Below are 21,946 nucleotides of genomic sequence, written 5' to 3' on the forward strand. Positions count from 1 at the left end.
AGGGACCCCATGCCCAAGACGCATAGTTGTACGGATCCGAAGCACCATGTCAGCGACGCGCGCGGTTTCGTGCGCGCCGTCGAACACGCGTGCCAGGAGCGCGGCCTGCGGCTGACCCCGATCCGTGCCCGCGTGCTGGAACTGATCGCCGACGCCGGCAAGCCGGTGAAGGCCTACGAACTGCTGGACTGGGTGCGCGCCACCAAGGGCGTGGGCGCGGACGCGCCGCCGACGGTATACCGCGCGCTGGACTTCCTGATGGCGAACGGTTTCGTGCACAAGCTGGAATCGGTCAACGCCTTCGTCGCCTGCCATCATCCCAACAGCGCCCAGCATTCGGTGCCGTTCCTGATCTGTGATCGCTGCCATAGCGCGGTGGAGCTGGAGGATCGCGAAGTGGTCGATCAACTGGAGCGGCGCGCCAAGGCGCTGGGCTTCCAGCCACAGGCGCAGACCCTGGAAGTGCACGGCCTGTGCGCCCGCTGCGCCGAAGCCGCCAGCGTGGATTGATGCCGGATACTCTTGTAGGAGCGACGTAAGTCGCGACCGAAAATTGCGGCGACCGGGAACCTTGATGGTCGCGATGCCGAATCAACGCGATCTTTGGCCATGGCGGTCGCGGCTTACGCCGCTCCTACAGGAGCGTTGAACATGATCAGGCCGTCGCCAGCTTGAGCCTCGGTGCGTTCTCGCGGATCGGCAGGTTGGCCGCGGCGGCCAGCAGCGCCAGCGCCATGTCGGCGTACCACATCAGCGAATAGTTGCCGAAGCGCTCCATCACCACGCCGCCGAGCCAGGCGCCGAAGAAACCGCCCAGTTGATGCGACAGCAGGGTCAGGCCGAACAGCGTGCCCAGATAGCGCGGACCGAACAGCTTGCCGACCAGGCCGGCGGTCGGCGGCACGGTCGCCAGCCAGGTGAAACCCAGCGCCGCGGCGAACACGTAGAAGGTGAGCGGCGTCGGCGGCGACAGCAGGTAGATCGCGATCATCACCGCGCGGCTGGCGTACATCACCGCCAGGATCCACTTCATCCGGAAGCGCTGGCCCAGCGCACCCGCCGCGAGGCTGCCGGCGACATTGAACAGGCCGATCAACGCGATGGACGCGGCGGACACACTGGCCGGCAGACCGCACAGGGCGATCTCGCCGGGCAGATGGGTGACCAGGAAGGCGATATGCACGCCGCAGGTGAAGAAGCCCAGATGCAGCATCCAGTAACTGCGATCACGCAGGGCGATACGCAACTGTTCGCGCAGGGTGATTTCCACGGTGGGCGGCGCACCGTCGGAACCCGCGGCAGGCGCCGGCACCGCTCGCCGACGCAGCGGCCAGGCCAGCGGAATCGCCGCCAGGGAGGCCAACGCCAGGCCGTACATCGCGGTGGCCCAGCCGGCGACGCTGATCATCATCTGCACCAGCGGCGCGAACACGAACTGGCCCATCGAACCGCCGGCGTTGATGAAACCGGCGGCGAAGGAACGCTGTTCCGGCGCCATCTGCTGCGCGGTGGCGCCGATCAGGATGGAGAAACTGCCCGCGCCCGCGCCAGCGGCGGTGAGCAGGCCAAGGGTGAACATCAGGCCCCATTGCGACTTCATCCACGGCGTCATCGCCAGGCCGATCGCCAGCAGCACCGCGCCCAGCACGAGCACACCGGTCGAGCCGCGCTTGTCGGCGAACGCGCCGAACACCGGCTGCACCGCGCCCCAGGTGAACTGGCCGATCGCCATCGCGAAGCTGATCGCGGCGATGCCGACACCGGTGCTCTCGTGGATCGGCGCGACGAACAGGCCGGTGGTCTGGCGCGCGCCCATCGTGATCATGAGCGTGGCGGCGGCGGCGAGCAGCAACGCCCAGGGCATGCGGGAGCTGGCGGTCATTCTGCGGCCTCCTGGTCATGCAGGCGTTCGGTCAATGTGTCGAGATCGGCATGCAGGCGGGCGACCGCGTCGGCACCGAACGCCTCGTCGATGATCCCTTGTGCGCGCTGCCAGTGTGGGCGTGCCGCCCCCAGCCGCTGGCGGCCGGCATCGCTCAGTTGCAGCAGGCGTTGGCGCGCATCCTCGCCGCGCGTCTCGGCCAGCAGGCCGACGGCCAGCAGCGGTTTGAGGTTGCGGGTGAGGGTGGTGCGATCCATGCCGAGTTCGTCGGCCAGGCTGCCGAGCGTGCGCGGCGATTCGCCGGCGCGGCGCAGGATGCTGTACTGATTGAGGCTCAGATCCACCGCCGCCAGTTCGCGGTCGTAGATCTGGGTGACCCGACGGGTCGCCCGGCGCAGATGGAAGCAGGTGCAGGGGCTGCGGAAGGAGGACATGGACGCGGACCCGGGGCGGAAGCTGGATTATATGTGCATATGCACATAAATCAACAACTCCTAGCCGTGGAGCGGAGCTTGCTCCGCTGGAACGACCCGCTCGCGGGAAAGTTGACGCCGCCGGGCAAGCCCGGCGCTACAGGAGGAACCCATCGCCGTAGAGCGGAGCTTGCTCCGCTGGAACGATCCGTTCGCGGGAGAGTTGACGCCGCCGAGCAAGCTCGGCGCTACAGGAGGAATCCACCGTCGTAGAGCGGAGCTTGCTCCGCTGGAACGATCCGCTCGCTAGGAAGGTTGACGCCGCCGAGCAAGCCCGGCGCTACAGGAGGAATCCACCGTCGTAGAGCGGAGCTTGCTCCGCTGGAACGATCCGTTCGCGGGAGAGTTGACGCCGCCGGGCAAGCCCGGCGCTACAGGAGGAACCCACCGCCGTAGAGCGGAGCTTGCTCCGCTGGAACGATCCGTTCGCGGGAGAGTTGAAGCCGCCGGGCAAGCTCGGCGCTACAGGAGGAATCCACCGTCGTAGAGCGGAGCTTGCTCCGCTGGAACCGATCCGCTCGTGGGAACGTTGAAGCCGCCGGGCAAGCCCGGCGCTACAGGAGGGCCCGTTCTGTGGCTCCCCTAAGCAAAACGGCCACCCTTGCGGGTGGCCGTGCTTCGCACAGGCGGAGAGAGGCCCGTCAGAAGTAGGCGCGGATGCCGAACGCCACGCCGCGGCCCGGCAGCGGCGAGAAATCACGCAGCAGCGAGGTATGCGGGCGGGCTTCCTTGTCGGTCAGGTTGCTGCCGTCCAGGAACAGTTCCCAGCTGGTTTCCGGCCGATCCCAGCGATACGCCAGGTGCGCATCGACCAGGGTGTAGCCGGGGCTGGGCTCCTCGTTCTGCGCGACGTCGTCCTGCTTGGCGTAGCGAACCGCCCCCACCGATGCGCGCCAGCCGCCCAGCGACCAGTTCAGGTCGGCACCGAGGCGGGCCGGGGCGATGCGCGGAAGATTGCCGCCCTGGGCGAGGTCGATCGTGTAGCGATGGAAGTGGTCGTCGTGCGGCACGGCGAGCTGCACGCGACGCGTGCCCGTGCCGTCCAGCTCGGCACGCACGCGGTCGCCGAACAGGCGCAGATCCCAGGCACCGGCCTGCTCGGAATCAACCAGCTTGATCCGTGCTTCGGCTTCCACGCCCTTGAACTTCGCATCCTGCTGCGTCCACAGCCGCACCGGCAGCCCTTCCTCGACACCGGTGTCGGCCAGGTAGATGAAGTCCTTGAAGTTGGTCTGGTAGACCGCCAGCTTGAAGTCAACGCGATCGGTATGCGCGTGCAGGCCGATTTCCGCGCGGCGGCCACGCTCCTTGTCCAGGTTGGCGTCGCCGACCTCGATCGACTGCGTGGCGACGTGCGTGCCGCCGGCGAACAGTTCCTCGTTGGTGGGTGCGCGCTCGGAGCTGTCCAGGCCGAAGCGCAGATCGAAGACCGGATTGATGCGCCAGATCGCCGCACCCGACAGGCTGGTCACGTCGAAATCGCGGTTCGCATGGCCTTGCGGATCCAGCTTGACCTGCTCATGGCGGCCACCGAGTTCGAGTTTCCAGGGGCCGAAGTCCTTTTCCTGCACCACGAACACGCCGAGGGTATCGGTGAGGGTATCCGGGACGAAGGCTTCCTCGCCGATCGCGCCGAAATCGCTGCGGCCATACTGCAGGCCGAACGCGCCACGCCAGCCGTGGAACTCCTTCTGCACCGCTTCCAGGCGCAATTCGCGGCCGCGGTTGGTGAAACGGGTGGCCGGCATGCCCCCTTCCAGTTCGACGTGCTCGTAATCGTTGTAGGCGCCGCGCAGGTTGATCGCCTGCAGGAACGAGAACGGATCGTAGACGCCGGCCTTCACGTCGATGCGGTTCTGCACCATGTCGATGCGGACCGGACCTTCTTCCTCGTGCGCTTCCTCTTCCTCGCCTTCGTGCTCGTGGCCGTGGCCGTCGTCATGCACGTGCGCGCCGGCGGGAATGCCGTAGTTGTTGCGGTAGGTGCTGGCGGCCAGGCCGAAGTACGCCTTTTCGCCCAGCCAGGTCGCGCCGACCGCGCCGGCGCGGGTGCGCACCGAACTGTTCGGCAGCGTGCCCTTGGGCTGCTCTTCCTCGTGCGCGTGATCCTCTTCGCCTTCGTCATGGTGTTCGAGCACCGCGTAGCCGGGAATGTCGTAGTCGTCGGTGTTGCGTACCAGGCCGTCCACATGCAGGACCCAGTTGCCGTTGACCCCGTCGAGCCGGAACATGCCGCTGCGCTCGTCGTTGACGGTGTTGCCGCGTACTTCCACCCGGCCGCTGAAAGGATCTTCCGGAAGGGTGTCGGGCAGGCGGCCGTCGACCACGTTGACCGCGCCGCCGATCGCGCCGCTGCCGAACAGCAGGGTAGCGGGGCCTTTCAGCACTTCGATCTGATCGGCCAGGAACGGCTCGATGCTGACTGCGTGGTCGGCGCTGACGGTGGAAGCATCCATCGAGCCGATGCCGCCTGACAGCACCTGCACGCGCGGGCCTTCCTGGCCGCGGATGATCGGGCGGCCGACGCCGGTGCCGAAGAAGGTGGTCTGCACGCCGGGCAGCTTGGAGACGGTGTCGCCCAGGGTGGCGGCCTTGCTGCGGTCCAGTTCCTCGCCGACCAGCACTTCCACCGGCTTGGCCAGCGATTCCGCGCTGCCCTTCAGCGGCGAGGCGGTCACCACCACGGCGTCCAGGTCCCGGGGAGTGCGGGTCGTGTCGGCGTCGGCGGCGATCGCCGTGGCGCCGGCCGGAACGAGGACGGCGACGGCCAGGGCACGGGTGAGCAGATGGCGGCGGGGGAGGGAGCGGAATGGCTTCATGTGGGGAGGCGGTCCGAATGAATGGAGGGGGACTTGACGAATGTTATAATATACCAATACCGAAAAGGTACCCCTCCCGGAAGTCATACTTGCCGCCATGAACGAACGTTTCCGCCGCCTGCTGGATCGCTTTGGTGCCACCGGTTCCCTGATTTGCGCCGTCCACTGCGCGCTGACCCCGTTCCTGCTCGCGGCGATTCCGTCGCTGGGCCTGTCCGCCTGGCTGGGCGACGGTTTCGAACGTGCATTCGTGGTGTTCGTGACCGTGCTCGGCCTGTTCAGCCTGCTCTGGGGCTATCGTCGCCATCGCGCATTCCGGGCGCTCGGGCTCCTGATCGTGGGCCTTGTCACCCTCTGGGCGGGGGTGCTCTACCCACCGCTGCACGAATCGGCAATCGTCCACGCCGTCGTCATGACCCTGGGCGGCACCCTGGTCGGGCTGGCCCACGTGGTCAACCTGCGCCTGAACCACTGGCACATCCACGACGCCAGCTGCGCGCACTGAGACACGCGGGTCAAGGCTTTCAGGCCCCGCTGTGATAGGCTTTGCGGCCTCGCGCACGACCCCGCCCGGGTCGTTTCGCCAGCGCGGCAATTCAATGAATCAGGAGAACAACGATGGGCAAGGGTGACCGCAAAACCGCCAAGGGCAAGCGCTACGTGTCCAGCTACGGCAACGCGCGCAAGAGCACCGTGGCCAAGGCCGGTGTCGCCGCGACGGCGACCACCAAGAAGACCGTGGTGAAGGCGCCGGCCAAGAAGGCCGTGGCCAAGAAGGCCGTCGCCAAGGCCTGAGCCTTTCGTACCGGATCCGCGGATCCGGCGACGGGAAAAAGAAAACCCCGGCTCGCGCCGGGGTTTTTCTTTGCGCCGATACCGCGTGGCCTGCGTGCTCCCGCCCCGTTTTTAGCGCCGGCCCTCGATCAGCATGCGCGTCGCCAGGCCGGCCAGCACCGTGCCCATCAGCCAGCGTTGCGCGACCTGCCACAGTGGGCGTTGCCCGATGAACAGGGCGATCGAACCGGCCATGGCGACAATCAACGCATTGACGCTGACGCTCACCGAGATCTGGGTGAACCCGAGCAGCAGCGACTGGGACAGCACGCTGCCGTGCGCGGGGTCGATGAACTGCGGCAGCAGCGACAGGTACATCACCGCGACTTTCGGATTGAGTAGCGTGGTGGCGAAACCCATCGCGAACAGCTTGCGGGGGCCATCCTGGGGCAGGTCGCGTACCTGGAACGGTGAGCGCCCGCCGGGTCGGATGGCCTGCCAGGCGAGGTAGAGCAGGTACAGCGCGCCGGCGAGCCGCAATGCGTCGTAGGCGTAGGGAACCGCCATCATCAACGCGGTGATGCCAAAGGCCGCGCAAAGCACATAGAACACGAAACCCAAGGCGACGCCGCCCAGCGAAACCAGGCCGGCCATGCGTCCCTGGGAAATCGACCGGGACACCAGGTAGATCATGTTCGGACCCGGTGTCAGCACCATGCCCAGGCAGATGAGGGCGAAGGCAACCAGGGTGGACGACTGCGGCATGTGGGTGTTCTCGGGGGGAGGAAAGTGTGGGGGCCGCGCCACTGGCGAAGGTTCGTCGCCAGCGGGAGCGAAGGGGGCGGCGAATCGTCAGCGCACCCGCCGGCCACCTGCATACACGCCCGCCACCAGCTCGCCGCCCAGCCAGTAGCTCAACTGCGCGGGCTGGGCGATGTTCCAGAGCACGAAATCCGCGCGCCGTCCGACCGCGAGCGCACCGCGATCCGCCAGGCCAAGCGCGCGCGCGCCTTGGGTGGTGGCGCCGCGCAGCGCTTCTTCCGGAGTCAGCCGGAAGTGCGTGCAGGCCAGCGACATCGCCAGTCGCAGCGACTGCAGGGGCGCGGTGCCGGGATTGCAGTCGGTCGCCACCGCCATCGGCACGCCGTGGGCGCGGAACGCCTCCAGCGGCGGCAGCCTGGTTTCGCGCAGCACGTGGAAGGCACCCGGCAGCAGCACCGCGACCGTGCCGTGCCCCGCCATCGCGCGCACGCTGTCCTCGGAGGTGTACTCGACGTGGTCCGCCGACAGGCCGTCGAACTCGGCGACCAGCGCGGCGCCATGACCGTCGCTCAACTGATCCGCATGCAGCTTGACCGGCAGGCCGAGTGCGCGCGCGGCCTCGAACACCCGGCGGGTCTGCGCGGCATCGAAGGCGATGCGCTCGCAGAAGGCGTCCACCGCATCGACCAGCCCTTCGGCATGCAGCTGCGGCAGCCATTCGCATACCGCGTCGATGTACGCGTCGGCGCGTCCGCTGTATTCCGGCGGCAACGCGTGCGCGCCAAGGAAGGTGGTGCGCACGGTGATGCCGAGCTGCTCGCCGATCCGGCGCGCGACCCGCAGCATCTTGCGCTCGTTGGCCAGATCCAGGCCGTAGCCGGACTTGATTTCCAGGGTGGTCACGCCATCGGCGAGCAGCGCGCGCGCGCGCGGCAGCGACTGCGCCAGCAGTTCGTCCTCGCTGGCGGCGCGGGTGGCGCGCACGGTGGACACGATGCCGCCGCCGGCGCGAGCAATTTCTTCGTAACTGACGCCTTGCAGGCGCTGTTCGAACTCGCCGGCGCGATCCCCGGCGAAAACGGTGTGGGTATGGCAGTCGACCAGGCCCGGGCTCACCCATTGGCCTTCGGCATGCAGCGCCGGGCGATCGCCATCGTCGCCGAGACGCTCCCAATCCGCGCGGGAACCGACGAAATCGAGCAGGCCGTCGCGCCAGGCCAGCACGCCCTGCTCGATGACGCCGTAGCCGGCATCGCCAGTCAATGTGATCAGGTTTGCGTCCAGCAGGACGCCGTCGGAGGGATGCGTGGAGGAAGCGCTCATGCGGCCATTCTAGAACGCCGCGGTATTCAACCGAACAGATCGCCCGCCGGCAGCGCGCCCTCCAGGGTCAGCAGGTACTGCTTGGTCGGCAGGCCGCCGCCGAATCCGGTCAGACTGCCGTCCGCGCCAATCACGCGATGGCAGGGCAGCACGATGGGCAGCGGATTGCGCCCGTTCGCCGCGCCGACCGCGCGGGTGGCGGTCGGCTTGTCCACGCGCCGCGCCAGTTCCGCGTAGCTGATGGTCTGTCCGTAGGGAATGTCGGCGAGCGTGTGCCAGACGATGCGCTGGAAGTCGGTTCCCTGCGGCGCGAGCGGCAAATCGAACTGCTGGCGCTCGCCGCGGAAGTACTCGCCCAGCTGGCGCGCGGTTTCGCGCATCACCGCGTTGTCGCCCGGTTGCCAGTCCGGTGAACGCTTGTACGGATGGCGCGGATTGTCGAATTCGATCACGCGCAGCGCGGCATCGTCGGCCACCAGCAGCAGCGGGCCGACCGGGCTGTCGATGTGGCGGTAGTGCAAGGGAGTGTTCATGGCGTGGACACGGGCAATGGTGAAGCGGGCAAGGGTTTGGGAGCGGGCATGCTGTCGCGCCACAGTTGGATCACCGCGTACGCGCGCCAGGGGCGCCACGCCTCGGCGCGGGCGGTGAGGGCTTTCGCGGTCATCCGGCTGCCGTCGGTGGGCACGGCTTTCTGCAATACCAGATCGTCGGCGGGAAATGCGTCGGGATGGCCGAGCGCGCGCATGGCCATGTAGTTGGCCGTCCACGGACCGATGCCCGGCAGGGCGACCCAGCGCGCGGTGAAATCGTCCAGCGTGCGTTCGCCGCGAAAATCCACGCGGTCTTCCAGCAGTGCGCGCGCCATCGTGTTGATGGTGGCGGCGCGGGCACGGGTCAGGCCGATCGCGGTGAGATCGACATCGACCAATGCCTCGGCGGAGGGGAACAGGTGCGCGAGTCCGGTGCCGAACGGGACCGGCAACGGGGTGCCATGCCGCTGGGCCAGGCGCGCCGTGAGCGTGCGCGCGGCGGCCACGCTGACCTGCTGGCCGATGATCGCGCGCACCGCGATCTCGAAGCCGTCCCAGCCGCTGGGCAGGCGCAGGCCGGGGCGCTTGCGCAGCAGCGGGCGCAGGCGCGAATCGGCGCCCAGCGCCCGCGCGATCGCCTGCGGATCCGCATCCAGGTCGAACATGCGGCGGATCCGGTTGACGATGGCGAGCAACTGCGCCGGCGCGGCGCCATGCAGTTCCAGCCGCAGCGCGTGATCGTCGGGCTTCGCGCTCCAGCGGCTGACCCGCAGCCAGCCCGGCGCGTCGGCGCCGCCGATGACGCGCGCGTAGCTGTCCGCGTCCACGTACTCGACGCCGGGCAGGGCGCGGCCGCGCAGGAAGTCCAGCATGGCCTCGAAGTCATACGGTGGCCGGTAACCAAGCCGCAGGGCGACGCCTTCGTCTTCCACCGTCGATTCGCGCTTGCGCAGATCGCGAGGCGCCATCCGGTAGGCCTCGCGGAAGGTGGTGTTGAAACGGGTCAGGCTGCCGAATCCCGCTGCCAGCGCGACCTGGGTGATTGGCAGGCGCGTCTCGGTGAGCAGTTGCTTGGCGAACAGCAACCGACGGGTACCGTGCACGCCGACCGGGCTGGCACCCAGCCGATCGTTGAACAGGCGCCGCAACTGGCGTTCGCCCAGTCCCAGCGAACCGGCCAGATCCGCCAGCGGGCGATCGGCCAGCGCGCCCTGGTCGATCAGTTTCAGTGCCCGTGCGACGGTTTCATCGCCCCGCCGCCAGGCGCCGTCGCTGGGCGACAGTTCCGGCCGGCAGCGCAGGCAGGGGCGGAAGCCGTCGGCCTCCGCCGCGGCGGCGTTCGGATAGTAGGTGACGTTGGCCGGCTTCGGCGCCGGCGCGGGACAGACCGGCCGGCAGTAGATGCGGGTGCTGGTGACGGCGGTGAAGAACAGGCCGTCGAAGCGTGGGTCACGGCTCAGCCGCGCCTGTTCGCAGACGCGGTGATCGGGCAGGCCGGCGGGGAGGGGGGCGGAGGACATGCGTGCAGGCTAGCACCGCCCATGGCCCCCGACTCACCGTTTTCGGACATCAATGCCGGGACGCTGAAGCAGCCTCGGCGTCGCTCAGGATCGGCAGCAGGGTCCGCGGATCGCCATCGTTGGGCGCGGGCGTGACGCCCAGCAGGCGGGCCAGCAGCGGATAGACGTCGACATTGTCGAAGCCGGGCACGACAAGGCCGTGCCGGAACGCCGGACCGCGCGCCAGGAAGATCGCGCGCATCGAGGGCAGCGCCGGGTCGTAGCCATGCGAGCCGCCGCCCTTCCAGCCGTTGCGGCGCCACCGTTCGACCGCCTCGCGTTTCACCAGCAGCCAGCCTTCGTCGGCCTGGCAGACGATCGCGGGCACGCGCGGATGGGTGCCGTAATGCCAGCGCGCGGGCATGTCCTGCTTGCGCCAGCATTCGGCGTGATCGCGTCGGCCGAGCAACTGCCGCTCGACGGCGGCCTCACGGCCGGGGCGGGGGTTGAAACCGACCACCTGGCCGACGGTGATGGCATCCGCGTCATCCGGGGACACCCGATCCTCGATGATCATCACGCGCTCGGGCGACGTCGCGGTCATGCCGTGATCGGAGACCACGATGAGGTTCACGCGACTGCGTTCGCCGCGGGCGTCGATGCCGTCAACGAGCTGGCCGATGGCGGCATCGATCGCCTTCAGGGTGTCCTCGACATTGCGCGAAGCCGGGCCGTTGTCATGGCCGGCGGTGTCCACGTGCTCGAAATACAGCGTGATCAGGCGCGGCCGCTCGGTCGCCGGCAGATCCAGCCAGGCCTGCACCTGGCGCACGCGATCATCGATGGCGAAGGCCTTGTCGAACGGGAACCACTGGGTGGGGCGGACGCCCTGCACGGCGGCTTCGGAACCCGGCCAGAACATGGTCGCCGTACGCAGCCCGGCCTTCTCCGCGCCAACCCAGATCGGTTCACCGCTCCACCAGCGAGAGTCGCCCACCGCTTCGCGGTCGCTCAGCGAAAAGTTGCCCAGGTGCTCGTCGAACATCGTGTTGCTGATGATGCCGTGATGATCCGGGCGCAGGCCGGTGACCAGGGTGTAATGGTTGGGGAAGGTCAGCGAGGGGTAGGAGGGATTCATCCACTCGGCGCGCACGCCGTCCTCGGCCAGCCGGGTCAGATGGGGCGTGATGCCGCGCTGGAGGTATTCGGCGCGAACGCCGTCGAGCGAGATCAGCAGGAGGGTGGCGGGTTCCCGGGGGGGAATGGAGGCGGAGTGCGGAGCGCGGGTCGCGCAGCCGGCCGACAGCAGCAATGCGGCGGCCAGCCACGCGGCCCTGACGAATGGCAGGCGCATGGAAGGACGGATGGGAATGGAATGCGCAAAGCTTGGCAGGTTTCGGAGAACTTCGCATGACAGACGGTCTACGACTTTCGGCCCTGCTGGGGCTGGCGGGCCTGGCGACGGGCGTCGCGGCCGTTGAGCCGCCGCCGCACCCGGGGATGGCAAGCGACGCGCGATGCGCGGTTTGGACGCGGGAACTCGGCTTCGCCGCCGCCCTCGCACGGCACGACACCACCGCCTTCGCCGGCTTCCTCCACGCCGACGCGGTGTTCGGCGTGGGTCATCAGCCCACCCGCGGTCGTGACGCCATCGTGGCCGACTGGATGCCGCTGATCGAAGGCAAGGCGCTGGAACTGCGCTGGTATCCGGAGCGGGTCTCGGTCGGCGGCGACGGCCGCACGGCCTACTCCAGCGGTCCGGCGCTGTACCGCAATCCGAAGGACGGCAGCCATCGGCTGGGACGCTTCGGATCGGTGTGGCAGCAGGATCGCGACGGTCAGTGGCGGGTGATTTTCGACGACGGCGTGCGTCCGCTACCGGTCGACGAAGCGGGGGTCAAGGCGTTCGAGGCGGGACGCCGCGATGCCTGCCCGGCCGCCTGATCAGCACGCGTCCGCGCGTCCGGTCACGTAGCGCAGGCCGCGCCGGAGATGACGCAGGAAGGTCGCGTCCGAATACATCGCCATGTCATGGCCCAGCCCCGTGTACCAGGCGCGGCCGCCTTCGAAACCGTGGCACCAGGCGATCGGATGATCATCGCCCATGGTGCCGCCGGTGTAGTCGTGCTCGTCCACTGTCGCGATCACTTCGGCCGAACCGCGCGGGTTGCGCCGGTAGTTGTAGATTTCGTCGGTGACCCGCCATTCGCGTCCATGCACAGCGATGCCATCGTGGCCGAAACGCACGCGGGTGGTCTGCAGCCCGGGTGGATGGCCGAGGAACCACGCACCGACCAGTTCGCCGTACCACGGCCAGTCGTACTCGGTATCCGCCGCCGCGTGCACGCCCATGAAACCGCCGCCTGCGCGGATGAAGCCTTCCAGCGCCCGTTGCTGTTCCGGATCCAGGATGTCGCCGGTGGTGTTGACGAAGATTACCGCGCGGTAGCGCTGCAATCGAACCGGTGCGAACACCGAGGCATCCTCGCTGGTATCCGCATCGAGTGACTGCCGGCGGGCGATCTCGCGCAGCGCGGTCACCGCCACGGGAATGGAATCGTGGCGGAAACCGGCGGTCTTGCTGAAGATCAGCACGCGCGAGGGCGGGGCAGCCGCGATGGCCGCCGCGGAAACCACGCAGCACACCGCCAACACCAGGGCGCGGAGAAGGATTCGCGGCATCATGCGACGAGTCTGCCACAGCGGCCGGATGGTTTCAGTGGACACCATGCTGCGCTGCAATTGGCGGTCATGCGGGCCGATGGCTTAGGGTGCGAACCAGGAACATCCGCCGCAGGACGCGCCCCTCCCCACGAGGTTCTCCATGCGCCATTGGCCGGGTCTGCTCTGCCTGTTGCTGTCATTCGTGTCGGTGCCGGTTTCCGCGGCGGAACCGGCGTCGACGTCGTACGAACTTCCGCGCTGGTCGATTGAACAGCCGCGCGAGAACCGCTACCTCTCGGCGCACGGCCTGCGAGCCTTCGCCGGGGGGTATTCCGAGGACGGGCTGGAACTGTGGACGTTTCCGTTGCAGATCGCGGCAGGCTATCGGCCTGGATTCGTGATCGACGGAAAGATGCGCGACGGGCTGGCCTATCTGGTTTCGGCGGAAGTGGATCCGCTGGGGATGACCCGGCACTACGCGGGGCCGGGTTTTTCGCTGCGCGAGCGCGTGGAGGCGCGTGGCCGTTTGCCCGGTGTCATCGTGCGTTACGAAATGGAAGGCGAAGACATCGGACTGGAAATCCGTTTCCGGCCGTCGCTCAACCTGATGTGGCCGGCGGCGGTGGGCGGGCAGGAATTGGCCTGGGACGCGCGGGCGAAAGGATTCCTGATCAGCGAACCACGCAGGCAGTTCCGTGCGCTGGTGTCCTCGCCGCAGGCGACGGAGCACAGCGAGCCGAACAACGATCGGCGTGGCAGCGAGTTCGGCCTGCCATTGTTCCTGCGCCTGCAGCCGCAAGCCTGCGGCACGAAACGCTGCGCGGAACTGCTGTTCACCGGCCAGAGCGAGGCGGACGAGGACGTGCATGCCACCACCGCGGCATTGCAACAGCCCGCGTCGGCGGAAGGCGCGGCGCGTTTCGTCTCCTCCGAACGGCTGCGCATCACCACGCCCGATGCCGATGCCAATCGGGCACTGGGCTGGGCCCAGATCGCGCTGGAGCAGGCGTGGACCTGCAACGCCCGGCTGGGCTGCGGCCTGGTCGCCGGTTACGGGCCATCGCACGGCGCGCGGCGTCCGCAGTACGCGTGGTATTTCGCCGGTGACGGACTGGTCGGCACGCGTGCGTTGATCCACGAAGGACGCTTCGAGCGCGCGGCGGAGGAGCTGGCGTTCATCCTGCGCTACCAGCATCCGGACAACGGCATGATCTGGCACGAGATGTCGCAGAGCGCGGGCTTCCTGGACTGGGCCGGCGACTATCCGTACATGTACGTGCATGTCGACATCGCGTTCGATTTCATCGGTGTGCTGGCCGAATACGTCCGCGCCAGCGGCGACACCGGATTCCTGCGTCGGCACTGGCCCGCCGTCCTCAGGGCCTACCGCTATTGCCTGTCCACGCGCGATCCCGATGACGGCCTGCCGCGCGTGCCGGCCGACAAGATGAGCGCGAACGAGCAGGATCGCCTGACCGACGAGTTGACCCTGTCGGCGGCCTGGGTCGAGACCGCGCAGGCCATGTCGGCGTTGGCGCAGGTGCAGGGTGACGAAGTACTGGGTCGCGAAGCCGCCAGTGCCGCCGGGCAGGCGCGCATCCAGTTGCGCAAGCGTTATCGCGACGAGGCCGGCCGGCGCTGGATCAGCGGCTTCAGTCACGCCGGCAAAGCCGGGGAAAGCACCTCGCCGGCAGATCTGGCGGCCATCCGTTCCGGGGCGGCCACGGATGCGGAAGTGGACGCCACGCTGGGCCAGCTCTCACGGCCGGCCTACCTTGCCGCGTGGGGACTGCGCAGCCGGCCGGACACAGCCGCCGACTACGACCCGGAAGCCTATTCGCGCGGCAGCGTGTGGGGGCTAGGCACCGCGATGGCGGCCGAGACCCTGTGGCGCGCGGGCAGGCCGGAGCAGGCGGCGACGCTATGGCGCAGCCTGGTGTCCTGGGCGGGCGCGGATTCGCCGGGGCACATGCACGAGGTCATGCGCGGCGATCGTCCGGAGCCGCAGCGCGAATCGGTGCCGGAACAGACCTGGTCCTCGGCGGCGTTCCTGTCCGCGGCTGTCCACGGCATGCTCGGACTGGACGTGGATGCGCTGGCGAAGCGGCTGCGGTTCGCACCGCGGCCGCCGGCCGGCTGGGATCGCCTGGCCGTCGAAAATGTCCGCATCGGCGACGGCCGTGTCGATCTGCGTTGGCGCAGCATCGCCAATGGCGCCGAACTGGAAATTGAAAACCGCGGGGCGCCGTTTCTGCTGCTCTGGGAACAAGGGCAGGGCGAAGGCGCCAGGCCTGTCGTGATCGAGCGGCGCATCGCCACCGGGCACACCCGGCTGGGTGTGCCCTGAGCGGGCGCATGGGTCGAGGCATCGACGGGTGACGGGTTTGCACAGCCACGGACGAAACCGCGCGCAGGAGCAGCGGAGCGAGCTCCGCTCCACGGCTCCCCGGGGGATTACTTTTTCAGATCCACCACGGGCGCGAAGCCACCAAAGATCATCCGCTTGCCGTCGAAGGGCATGGGATTGGCGGCATCCATGCGCGGATCCTCCATCATCTTTTTCATGCCGACGTCGCGGGTCGCCTTGTCCGGCCATTCGATCCAGGAGAACACCACGGTCTCCTCGTCGGTGGCCTTCACCGCGCGGCGGAAATCGGTGACTTGCCCGTCCGGGACGTCGTCGCCCCAGCATTCGATGACGCGGATGGCGCCGAGCTCCATGAAAATCGGATCGAATTCGCCGGCGTGGGCGATGAACTTCTCCTTGTTGGCGTTTGGCACGGCGATGAGGAAACCGTCGATGTACGACATGGTGGAGCTCCTGTGCTTTGAGAGGAATGAAAGGTCCGGGATACGGGCCTTCCCGGTGTCGACGAACGGGCAAGGCGGAAATCGACAATGGCCGGGGGCCCTGTTCAGGCAGGGGCCGCGAGGACAGCGGCCCATGCGGCGCCATCAGATATGCCGGAGGGACCCGGGTGTTGGCGTGACGGCACGGTTAACATGGGCGAACGCCGGGATGCGTCTGCTGCATCGCCGCGAATGCACCGCATGACGATGAATACCGAAGTCCTCGAACCTCGCGTCCACGCCGCACTCGACAATCCGTTCTGGTCCGCGCTGCAAAGCCTGCACAGCGGCATCGCGCTGCGTGCGGGCGCGGTGGCGCGCTACCCCGCCGAATATGCGCCGTTCCTGGGCGTGGCGAGCGCCGCCGACGGGGACATTGGCGCGGAGCTGGAGGTGCTGGTCGCGCCCGGCGAATCCGTCTACCTGATCGGGGTGGTACCGGAAGCACCGCCGGGCTGGCGGCTGGAGACGTTCCGGCCGCTGGCGCAGATGATCCGCACGACGCCGCTGCCGGTGGCCGAGGGGCCGGAGATCCTGTCGCTGGGCGAATCGCATCGCGCCGACGTGCTGGCACTGACCGCGCTGGTCTATCCGCACTACTTCCGTGAACGCACCATGGACATGGGCCGCTACTTCGGCATCTACCAGGACGGACGCCTGGCCGCGATGATCGGCGAGCGCCTGGGAACGGGAGAGTGCCGCGAGATGAGCGCGATCTGCACCCACCCGGATTTCAACGGCCGCGGCTACGCCGGCCGGCTGACCGCCATGCTCGTCAACGACACGCTTGCCCGTGGCGCGTTGCCGTTCCTGCACGTGAGCCACGAGAACCCGCGCGCGCTGCAGTTGTATGAGCGGCTGGGTTTCCGGCATCGGCGCGACATCGGATTCTGGTCGCTGCGGCGGGCCTGAACGCGGCGATCGAAACGCCACGGTTGAAAGGTTCTTCCGTCGTCCCAATCCGGAGGATTCACCTTTCTCCGGCACGCGGGGTATCCATGCAACTGCTCTACCAGACCCATTCGCCCTATGCGCGCAAGGCGCTGGTGTTCGCCCACGAGGCCGGCCTGGCCGATCGGCTGGAGGTGATCCACCACGAGACCAGCCCGGTGCTGCGCAACGAGGCGGTGTTCCGGCAGAACCCGTTGGGCAAGGTGCCGGTACTGCTGCGCCCAGGACAGCCGGCGATCTTCGATTCGGACGTGATCTGCGCCTATCTCGACACCCTGCATACCGGCGCGCGGTTGATTCCCGCCGACGGCGAAGCGCGCTGGCATGCGCTGCGGGTGCAGGCGGTGGCGCAGGGATTGTGCGAGGCCGGCATCGCGGTGCGCTGGGAGACCGTGCGCCGTCCCGAACCGCTGCGCTACCCGCCGCTGCGCGACGGCTACATCGACAAGCTGCTGGCCAGCTACGACTGGCTGGAACAGGAACTGGACGTCCATGCGCCGCCGCATGTGGGACACATCGCGGTCGCCACCGCCCTGGACTGGCTGGCGTTCCGCGAACTGCCGCCGTTCCGGCCGGCACGGCCGCGTCTGGCGGCCTGGTTCGACGCCTTCGCGCAGCGTCCGTCGATGCGGGCCACGCCGCTATCCGGCGACACCCACGACGCCTGAGCCGGGTTGCTGTCATGTTCCTGTCATTTCATCGCAGCAGGATCTTCACGAAACCGTAAAGCGCGCCCATGCCGGACGCGCCGGGCAAGGGCGGACACATGAAGATCAAGGCTTGGCTGCTGGCGGGATTGGCGATGGCGTGGATGCCGGCGGCGTTCGCGCAACAGGAGCCAAAGGCCCCGCACGTCAACATCGAACAGCGGCTCACCGCCGAGCAGATGCGCGCCACCGGCCTGGACCAGCTCACCCCGGCGCAACTGGAACTGCTCAACCGCCTGCTCGGCGAACAGGTCGAGGCGCACGCGCAGGAGCGCGCAGAGGTCATCGCCCGCACGCAGGCGCCGGAGCGCCGCCCACGCGATGAAAGTTCGCTGATTGGCCTCAACGACGAGCCCATCCACGCGCGCCTCAAGGGCACCGTGGCCGGTTGGGAGCCGGGGACCGTGTTCGAACTGGACAACGGCCAGCAGTGGAAGGTCCTGAAAGGCAAGATGAAGCTGTCGCGCCCGCTGGAATCGCCCGAGATCGTGGTGGTGCCCGGCGTGGCCGGACGCTGGTTCCTGCAGGTCGAGGAAGACACGCCCAAGGCACGAGTCTACCGGATCGATTGAGGCCCTTGCCGGCGTTGACGTTTTCGCGACGCGCCCGCGGTGAGCATGCGATGAAACCCATCGCAGGAGTCCGCGCATGATCGAAGGCATTCCCGCCCCGCCGCACGTGGCGGCCTTCCGCTTCAGCGGCCAGCTCACCGGCGAGGACTACGACCGGTGCATCGCCGAGATCGAGGCGCGCCTGCACGAGTACCGCCGCATCGGCATCTTCACCGATCTCGCCGGCATGACCGGCCTGAGCGCCGAGGCGATGGCCAAGGATCTGCGCTACGCGGTGCAGAAGTTGGGCGAGTATTCGCGCTTCGCGCGCGCGGCGGTGGTGACCGACAAGCAATGGCTGGGCCGGATTTCCGAGTTCGCCGGGCACCTGCTGCCGGCGACGGAAGTGCGCGCGTTCGAGCCCGCCGAAGCGGAGCAGGCGCTGGCGTGGGCCGCCGAGGTCACGCCCGAGGGCAACGATCCGCCCTGACCCCGGGGGCGCTCCGGAATATCGCGGGCGCTCAACCCAGCAGGGCGCCGAGGCTGGCGCTCACCGCCGCGCCGAGCAGCAGGAAACCCAGCATCGCGAGCCAATGCAGCGAGCGGATGTAGAAGGTTTTCATCGAATCTCCCTGCGCCGGTCCTGCCGGGGTCCGTCGCGGCCTTTCCGTGGCCCCTGTACGCGCATCAACGCCGCACGGGGGCGGCGGCGGCCAAAGGCGGCGAGGGTGGCCGACCGGTGGCATGATGAGCCGATGCAAGGCGTGCCGGAACAATTCGAATCCCCCCGTGACGCGGCCCAGTTCCTGCACCCGCCGCACCGGCCGGGCGTGGAACTGTACCGCGCGCATATCGTCCGGCACGCTTTCGATCCGCATACCCACGAGGCGTTCGGACTGGGCGCCATCGAATCCGGGGCGGAACGCTTCCGCTATGCCGGCGCGGATCACCTGGCATCGGCCGGTTCGCTGGTGCTGATGAACCCCGAGGCGTTGCACACCGGACGCGCGGAAACCGAGGATGGCTGGCGCTACCGGATGATCTATCTGGATCGCGCGGCGCTGGAGGAGATCACCGGCGAATCCGGCTGGTGGTTCGCCGATGCCGTGCGCCCGGATCCCACGCGCGCGTCGCGGGTCACCGCGCTGCTCGATGCGCTGTGGCACGCGCGCGCCGAGCCACTGGCCTTCGATGGCCTGCTGCTGCAACTGCTGGAGACCTTGCGGGACCATGCCCATGTCGGCCGGCCCGAGGGCGCGGAACGCACGCAGCGCTTCGGCGGCGTCATCGACTACCTGCACGCGCACCTGGACCAGCGGGTCAGCCTGGAGTCGCTCGCGGCCGTTGCCGGGCTCAGCCCGTTCCATTTCCTGCGCCGGTTCCGCGACCAGTATCACGTCACTCCGCAGCAGATGCTGATGGCCCTGCGCGTGCACGACGCCAAGCGGCGCCTGGGCGCGGGCGAGTCCCCGGCCGACGTGGCCGCGGCCACCGGCATGGCCGATCAGGCCCACCTGACCCGGGCGTTCGCGCGCCGCTACGGCGTCACCCCGGCGCGCTACCAGCGCCAGGTGCGCGGCTGAGCCGGCGCAATCTGGTGCAAGACGGGACCGGGAACGCCTTCTAGAGTCGGTGTTTTCCGGACGGACGAACACGACGATGTGGGTGGGAACGCTGTACGCGCTGGCGGCCGGGCTGATGTGGGGCCTGGTGTTCGTGGGGCCGCTGCTGTTGCCGGAGTATCCCGCCGCATTGCAATCGGTGGGACGCTACCTGGCATTCGGCCTGATCGCGCTGCCGCTGGCCGCCTTCGATCGCGCCGAACTGCGCCGGCTGCGCGCGGCCGATTGGCGCGAGGCGCTCAAACTCGCGGCCATCGGCAACCTGCTGTACTACCTGTGCCTGGCCAGCGCCATCCAGCGCGCCGGCGCGCCGGTGCCGACCATGATCATCGGCACGCTGCCGGTGGTGATCGCGATCAGCGCCAACCTGCGCAACGGCCACCGTGACGGACGCCTGCCCTGGGGCCGGCTGGCGCCTTCGCTGGTGCTGATCGTGCTGGGCATCGCCTGCGTCAACCAGGTGGAACTGCAGGCACTGCGCGACGACCCGCAGGCCGATCCATGGCGATACGCCAGCGGCGCGCTGCTGGCGCTGATCGCGGTGGCCTGCTGGACCTGGTATCCGCTACGCAACGCCGATTGGCTGCGCGCGCATCCGGATCGCAGTCCGCGCGCGTGGGCAACCGCGCAGGGCGTGGCGATTCTGCCGCTGGCGCTGCTGGGTTACGCGCTGCTGTGGGGCGTGATGAAGCTGCGTGGCGCGGACTTCCCGATGCCGCTGGGACCACGCCCGGAGTTCTTCATCGCCCTGATGGTGGCGATCGGCCTGTTCGCCTCGTGGCTGGGCACGCTGTGCTGGAACCAGGCCAGCCAGCGCCTGCCAACCGCGCTGGTCGGGCAGTTGATCGTGTTCGAGACCCTGGCGGCGCTGGCCTATGCGTTCATGCTGCGCGGGCAGATGCCACGCCCGCTGACCCTGATCGGCATCGGTCTGCTGATCGGCGGCGTGCTGTGGGCCGTGCGGGTGAAACCGGAACCGGTGCTGCGCGCCGAGGACGGCCACGGCCTGTAGCGACGCGTTACCATCGCCGGCAATCCCGGAGCGGGGCAGGGCGATGCGAAAGGCGATGTGGGGAAGGGCGACTGTGCTGTGGGCGCTGCTCGCGGCGTCTTCCTGGGCGCAGGCCGGCGAAGCCGAGGACCGGCGCGACATCCTGGCGGTGGAAACGATCCTGTGCCGTGCATTCGAGGGCGGCGACGCGAAAACCCTGGAGCGCCATCTGGATCCGGGCTTCACTCTGGTCGATTCGCGCGGCGTGGTCACCGGCCTGGCCGCCAACCTCGCCGAAGTGGCGAGCCGGGAACCGCGCTACCGGGTGTTCCGCAATCGGGACCAGCGGATCCGCCTGCATGGCGATGCGGCTATCGTCACTGGAGTGACCCACGTCGAGGGTGATTCGCAGGGGCAGGCGTTCACCGCCGATTTCCGTTTCACGGATACCTGGATCCGGTATCCCGACGGTTGGAAGCTTGCCGCCAGTCACGCCAGCCGGTTGGCCGAGGCTCCTTAGCGGCGATTGCCTCCCGTAGCGCCGAGCTTGCTCGGCGGGGCGTGTCCGAAGCCGCCGGCCATGCAGGGCAGCGGAGCAAGCTCCGCTCTACGCGTGGGTTCAGGGGCGGACGTTGCCTGTCGCGCCGAGCTTGCTCGGCGGGGCTTGTCCGAAGTCGCCGGCCATGCAGGGCAGCGGAGCAAGCTCCGCTCTACGCGTGGGTTCAGGGGCGGACGTTGCCTGTCGCGCCGAGCTTGCTCGGCGGGGCGTGTCCGAAGCCGCCGGCCATGCAGGGCAGCGGAGCAAGCTCCGCTCTACGCGTGGGTTCAGGGCCGGACGTTGCCTGTCGCGCCGAGCTTGCTCGGCGGGACGTGCCCGAAGCCGGCAGGTTCAGGCATGCGTGGGCGCGGTCTCGCGCCAGGCCGCCCAGGCGCCGGACAGCACCCGCCAGGCCGAACGCAGGAACAGCAGCAACAGGGCTGCGCCGACCAGCAGATCCGGCCAGCCGGCGCCGAACAGCCACACGCCCGCGGCGGCGACCAGCACCGCCAGTCCTTCGTAAACATCGTTGCGCGAGCATTCCCAGGCCGAGGCCAGGTTGACGTCGCCGGAACGGTAGGGCGTCAGCAGGCGCAGGCAGATCAGGTTGGCGCCCTGGTTGAGCAGGCCGATCACGCCGATGGTCTCGAACAGCGGCACCGTCGGGTGCGCCAGCCGCCAGCCGATCTGCGCGGCCACCGCGACCGCGGCGGCGAGTATCAGCAGGCCCTTGAACAGCGCGACCTGCGCCTTGGCGCGCGCGCTGGCGCCCACCACCATCAGGCTCAACGCGTAGGTGGCGGCGTCGCCCAGGTTGTCCAGGCTGCCCGACAGCAGCGAGGTGGAGCGGCTGTACAGCGCCGCCGCGATCATCATCAGGAAGGTGGCGAGGTTGATCGCCAGCACGATCGCCAGCACCCGCCGCTGGCGCGCTTCCAGCGCGGCGACGTCGATGGTCTTGCCGCAGCCACAGCAGGAGTCGGACATGTCGAACAGCTCGTGAAAAG

General features: G+C 68.6%; 23 protein-coding genes. 12 read left to right on the forward strand and 11 right to left on the reverse strand.

Going from position 1 to position 21,946, the window contains the following annotated elements:
- Positions 1-9 precede the first annotated feature (9 nt).
- On the forward strand, positions 10-510 hold the full coding sequence (locus ACTJI2_RS16735) for a transcriptional repressor (protein ID WP_440842792.1): 501 nt from the start codon (positions 10-12) through the stop codon (positions 508-510).
- A gap of 145 nt (positions 511-655) precedes the next feature.
- Here ACTJI2_RS16735 and ACTJI2_RS16740 read toward each other — a convergent pair whose 3' ends face one another.
- From ACTJI2_RS16740 to ACTJI2_RS16750, 3 genes are all read right to left on the reverse strand, one after another.
- Positions 656-1,882 carry an MFS transporter gene (locus tag ACTJI2_RS16740; protein ID WP_192199270.1) on the reverse strand — a complete coding sequence of 409 codons (1,227 nt, stop codon included), beginning with the start codon at positions 1,880-1,882 and terminating at the stop codon, positions 656-658.
- A complete protein-coding gene (locus ACTJI2_RS16745; RefSeq protein WP_440842793.1) occupies positions 1,879-2,316 on the reverse strand; it encodes a MarR family winged helix-turn-helix transcriptional regulator in 438 nt (145 codons plus the stop codon). Before ACTJI2_RS16745 ends, ACTJI2_RS16740 begins: the two co-directional genes overlap by 4 nt.
- 680 nt (positions 2,317-2,996) lie before the next feature.
- Complete coding sequence (locus ACTJI2_RS16750; protein WP_318287588.1) at positions 2,997-5,174, reverse strand: TonB-dependent receptor; 2,178 nt, start codon at positions 5,172-5,174, stop codon at positions 2,997-2,999.
- Positions 5,175-5,271: 97 nt separating this feature from the next.
- On the opposite strand from ACTJI2_RS16750, the gene ACTJI2_RS16755 reads away from it, so the two are divergent.
- Positions 5,272-5,679 (forward strand): MerC domain-containing protein, encoded by a 408-nt coding sequence (locus ACTJI2_RS16755; protein ID WP_183638521.1) that lies wholly within the window; start codon positions 5,272-5,274, stop codon positions 5,677-5,679.
- Positions 5,680-5,792: 113 nt separating this feature from the next.
- Positions 5,793-5,969, forward strand: a complete 177-nt coding sequence (locus tag ACTJI2_RS16760; protein ID WP_183638518.1) for a 30S ribosomal protein THX — start codon at positions 5,793-5,795, stop codon at positions 5,967-5,969.
- A gap of 111 nt (positions 5,970-6,080) precedes the next feature.
- Here the strand turns inward: ACTJI2_RS16760 and ACTJI2_RS16765 are convergent, their stop codons facing one another.
- The 5 genes from ACTJI2_RS16765 to ACTJI2_RS16785 form a co-directional block, all read right to left on the reverse strand.
- On the reverse strand, positions 6,081-6,713 hold the full coding sequence (locus ACTJI2_RS16765; RefSeq protein WP_440842794.1) for a LysE family translocator: 633 nt from the start codon (positions 6,711-6,713) through the stop codon (positions 6,081-6,083).
- Between the two features lie 87 nt (positions 6,714-6,800).
- Positions 6,801-8,033, reverse strand: a complete 1,233-nt coding sequence (gene hutI, locus ACTJI2_RS16770; RefSeq protein ID WP_440842795.1) for an imidazolonepropionase — start codon at positions 8,031-8,033, stop codon at positions 6,801-6,803.
- Positions 8,034-8,059: 26 nt separating this feature from the next.
- A complete protein-coding gene (locus ACTJI2_RS16775; RefSeq protein WP_203322143.1) occupies positions 8,060-8,566 on the reverse strand; it encodes a methylated-DNA--[protein]-cysteine S-methyltransferase in 507 nt (168 codons plus the stop codon).
- Positions 8,563-10,086 carry a DNA-3-methyladenine glycosylase 2 gene (locus ACTJI2_RS16780; protein ID WP_192199274.1) on the reverse strand — a complete coding sequence of 508 codons (1,524 nt, stop codon included), beginning with the start codon at positions 10,084-10,086 and terminating at the stop codon, positions 8,563-8,565. The genes ACTJI2_RS16775 and ACTJI2_RS16780 overlap by 4 nt, the downstream gene beginning before the upstream one ends.
- A 49-nt stretch (positions 10,087-10,135) precedes the next feature.
- Positions 10,136-11,419: an alkaline phosphatase family protein gene (locus ACTJI2_RS16785; protein WP_440842796.1), complete on the reverse strand. Its 1,284-nt coding sequence runs from the start codon at positions 11,417-11,419 to the stop codon at positions 10,136-10,138.
- Positions 11,420-11,475: 56 nt separating this feature from the next.
- On the opposite strand from ACTJI2_RS16785, the gene ACTJI2_RS16790 reads away from it, so the two are divergent.
- Positions 11,476-12,009, forward strand: a complete 534-nt coding sequence (locus tag ACTJI2_RS16790; protein WP_440842797.1) for a YybH family protein — start codon at positions 11,476-11,478, stop codon at positions 12,007-12,009.
- Here the strand turns inward: ACTJI2_RS16790 and ACTJI2_RS16795 are convergent, their stop codons facing one another.
- Positions 12,010-12,747 (reverse strand): ThuA domain-containing protein, encoded by a 738-nt coding sequence (locus ACTJI2_RS16795; protein WP_440842798.1) that lies wholly within the window; start codon positions 12,745-12,747, stop codon positions 12,010-12,012.
- Positions 12,748-12,889: 142 nt separating this feature from the next.
- Between ACTJI2_RS16795 and ACTJI2_RS16800 the strand changes: the two genes are divergently transcribed.
- A complete protein-coding gene (locus tag ACTJI2_RS16800; protein ID WP_440842799.1) occupies positions 12,890-15,076 on the forward strand; it encodes an amylo-alpha-1,6-glucosidase in 2,187 nt (728 codons plus the stop codon).
- Positions 15,077-15,183: 107 nt separating this feature from the next.
- Here ACTJI2_RS16800 and ACTJI2_RS16805 read toward each other — a convergent pair whose 3' ends face one another.
- Complete coding sequence (locus ACTJI2_RS16805) at positions 15,184-15,540, reverse strand: DUF1428 domain-containing protein (protein ID WP_183641153.1); 357 nt, start codon at positions 15,538-15,540, stop codon at positions 15,184-15,186.
- A 240-nt stretch (positions 15,541-15,780) separates the two neighbouring features.
- Here ACTJI2_RS16805 and ACTJI2_RS16810 point away from each other — a divergent pair, with 240 nt between their 5' ends.
- The 7 genes from ACTJI2_RS16810 (at position 15,781) to ACTJI2_RS16840 (ending at position 20,921) form a co-directional block, all read left to right on the forward strand.
- Positions 15,781-16,491 (forward strand): GNAT family N-acetyltransferase, encoded by a 711-nt coding sequence (locus ACTJI2_RS16810; RefSeq protein ID WP_235996629.1) that lies wholly within the window; start codon positions 15,781-15,783, stop codon positions 16,489-16,491.
- An 86-nt stretch (positions 16,492-16,577) separates the two neighbouring features.
- Positions 16,578-17,198, forward strand: a complete 621-nt coding sequence (locus ACTJI2_RS16815) for a glutathione S-transferase family protein (protein WP_440842800.1) — start codon at positions 16,578-16,580, stop codon at positions 17,196-17,198.
- A gap of 98 nt (positions 17,199-17,296) precedes the next feature.
- Positions 17,297-17,809 carry a hypothetical protein gene (locus ACTJI2_RS16820; RefSeq protein WP_440842801.1) on the forward strand — a complete coding sequence of 171 codons (513 nt, stop codon included), beginning with the start codon at positions 17,297-17,299 and terminating at the stop codon, positions 17,807-17,809.
- Positions 17,810-17,885: 76 nt separating this feature from the next.
- Positions 17,886-18,278, forward strand: coding sequence for an STAS/SEC14 domain-containing protein (locus ACTJI2_RS16825; RefSeq protein ID WP_183638495.1), 393 nt, complete (start codon positions 17,886-17,888; stop codon positions 18,276-18,278).
- A 265-nt stretch (positions 18,279-18,543) separates the two neighbouring features.
- Positions 18,544-19,371, forward strand: a complete 828-nt coding sequence (locus tag ACTJI2_RS16830; RefSeq protein WP_203322148.1) for an AraC family transcriptional regulator — start codon at positions 18,544-18,546, stop codon at positions 19,369-19,371.
- A 76-nt stretch (positions 19,372-19,447) separates the two neighbouring features.
- Positions 19,448-20,422 (forward strand): DMT family transporter, encoded by a 975-nt coding sequence (locus ACTJI2_RS16835; RefSeq protein WP_183638490.1) that lies wholly within the window; start codon positions 19,448-19,450, stop codon positions 20,420-20,422.
- Positions 20,423-20,465: 43 nt separating this feature from the next.
- Positions 20,466-20,921, forward strand: a complete 456-nt coding sequence (locus tag ACTJI2_RS16840; protein ID WP_203322149.1) for a nuclear transport factor 2 family protein — start codon at positions 20,466-20,468, stop codon at positions 20,919-20,921.
- A 369-nt stretch (positions 20,922-21,290) separates the two neighbouring features.
- Here the strand turns inward: ACTJI2_RS16840 and ACTJI2_RS16845 are convergent, their stop codons facing one another.
- A complete protein-coding gene (locus ACTJI2_RS16845; protein ID WP_440842802.1) occupies positions 21,291-21,926 on the reverse strand; it encodes a cation transporter in 636 nt (211 codons plus the stop codon).
- Positions 21,927-21,946 lie beyond the last annotated feature (20 nt).

The sequence above is a fragment of the Pseudoxanthomonas sp. 22568 genome, from assembly GCF_052044485.1.
GTDB lineage: Bacteria > Pseudomonadota > Gammaproteobacteria > Xanthomonadales > Xanthomonadaceae > Pseudoxanthomonas_A > Pseudoxanthomonas_A beigongshangi.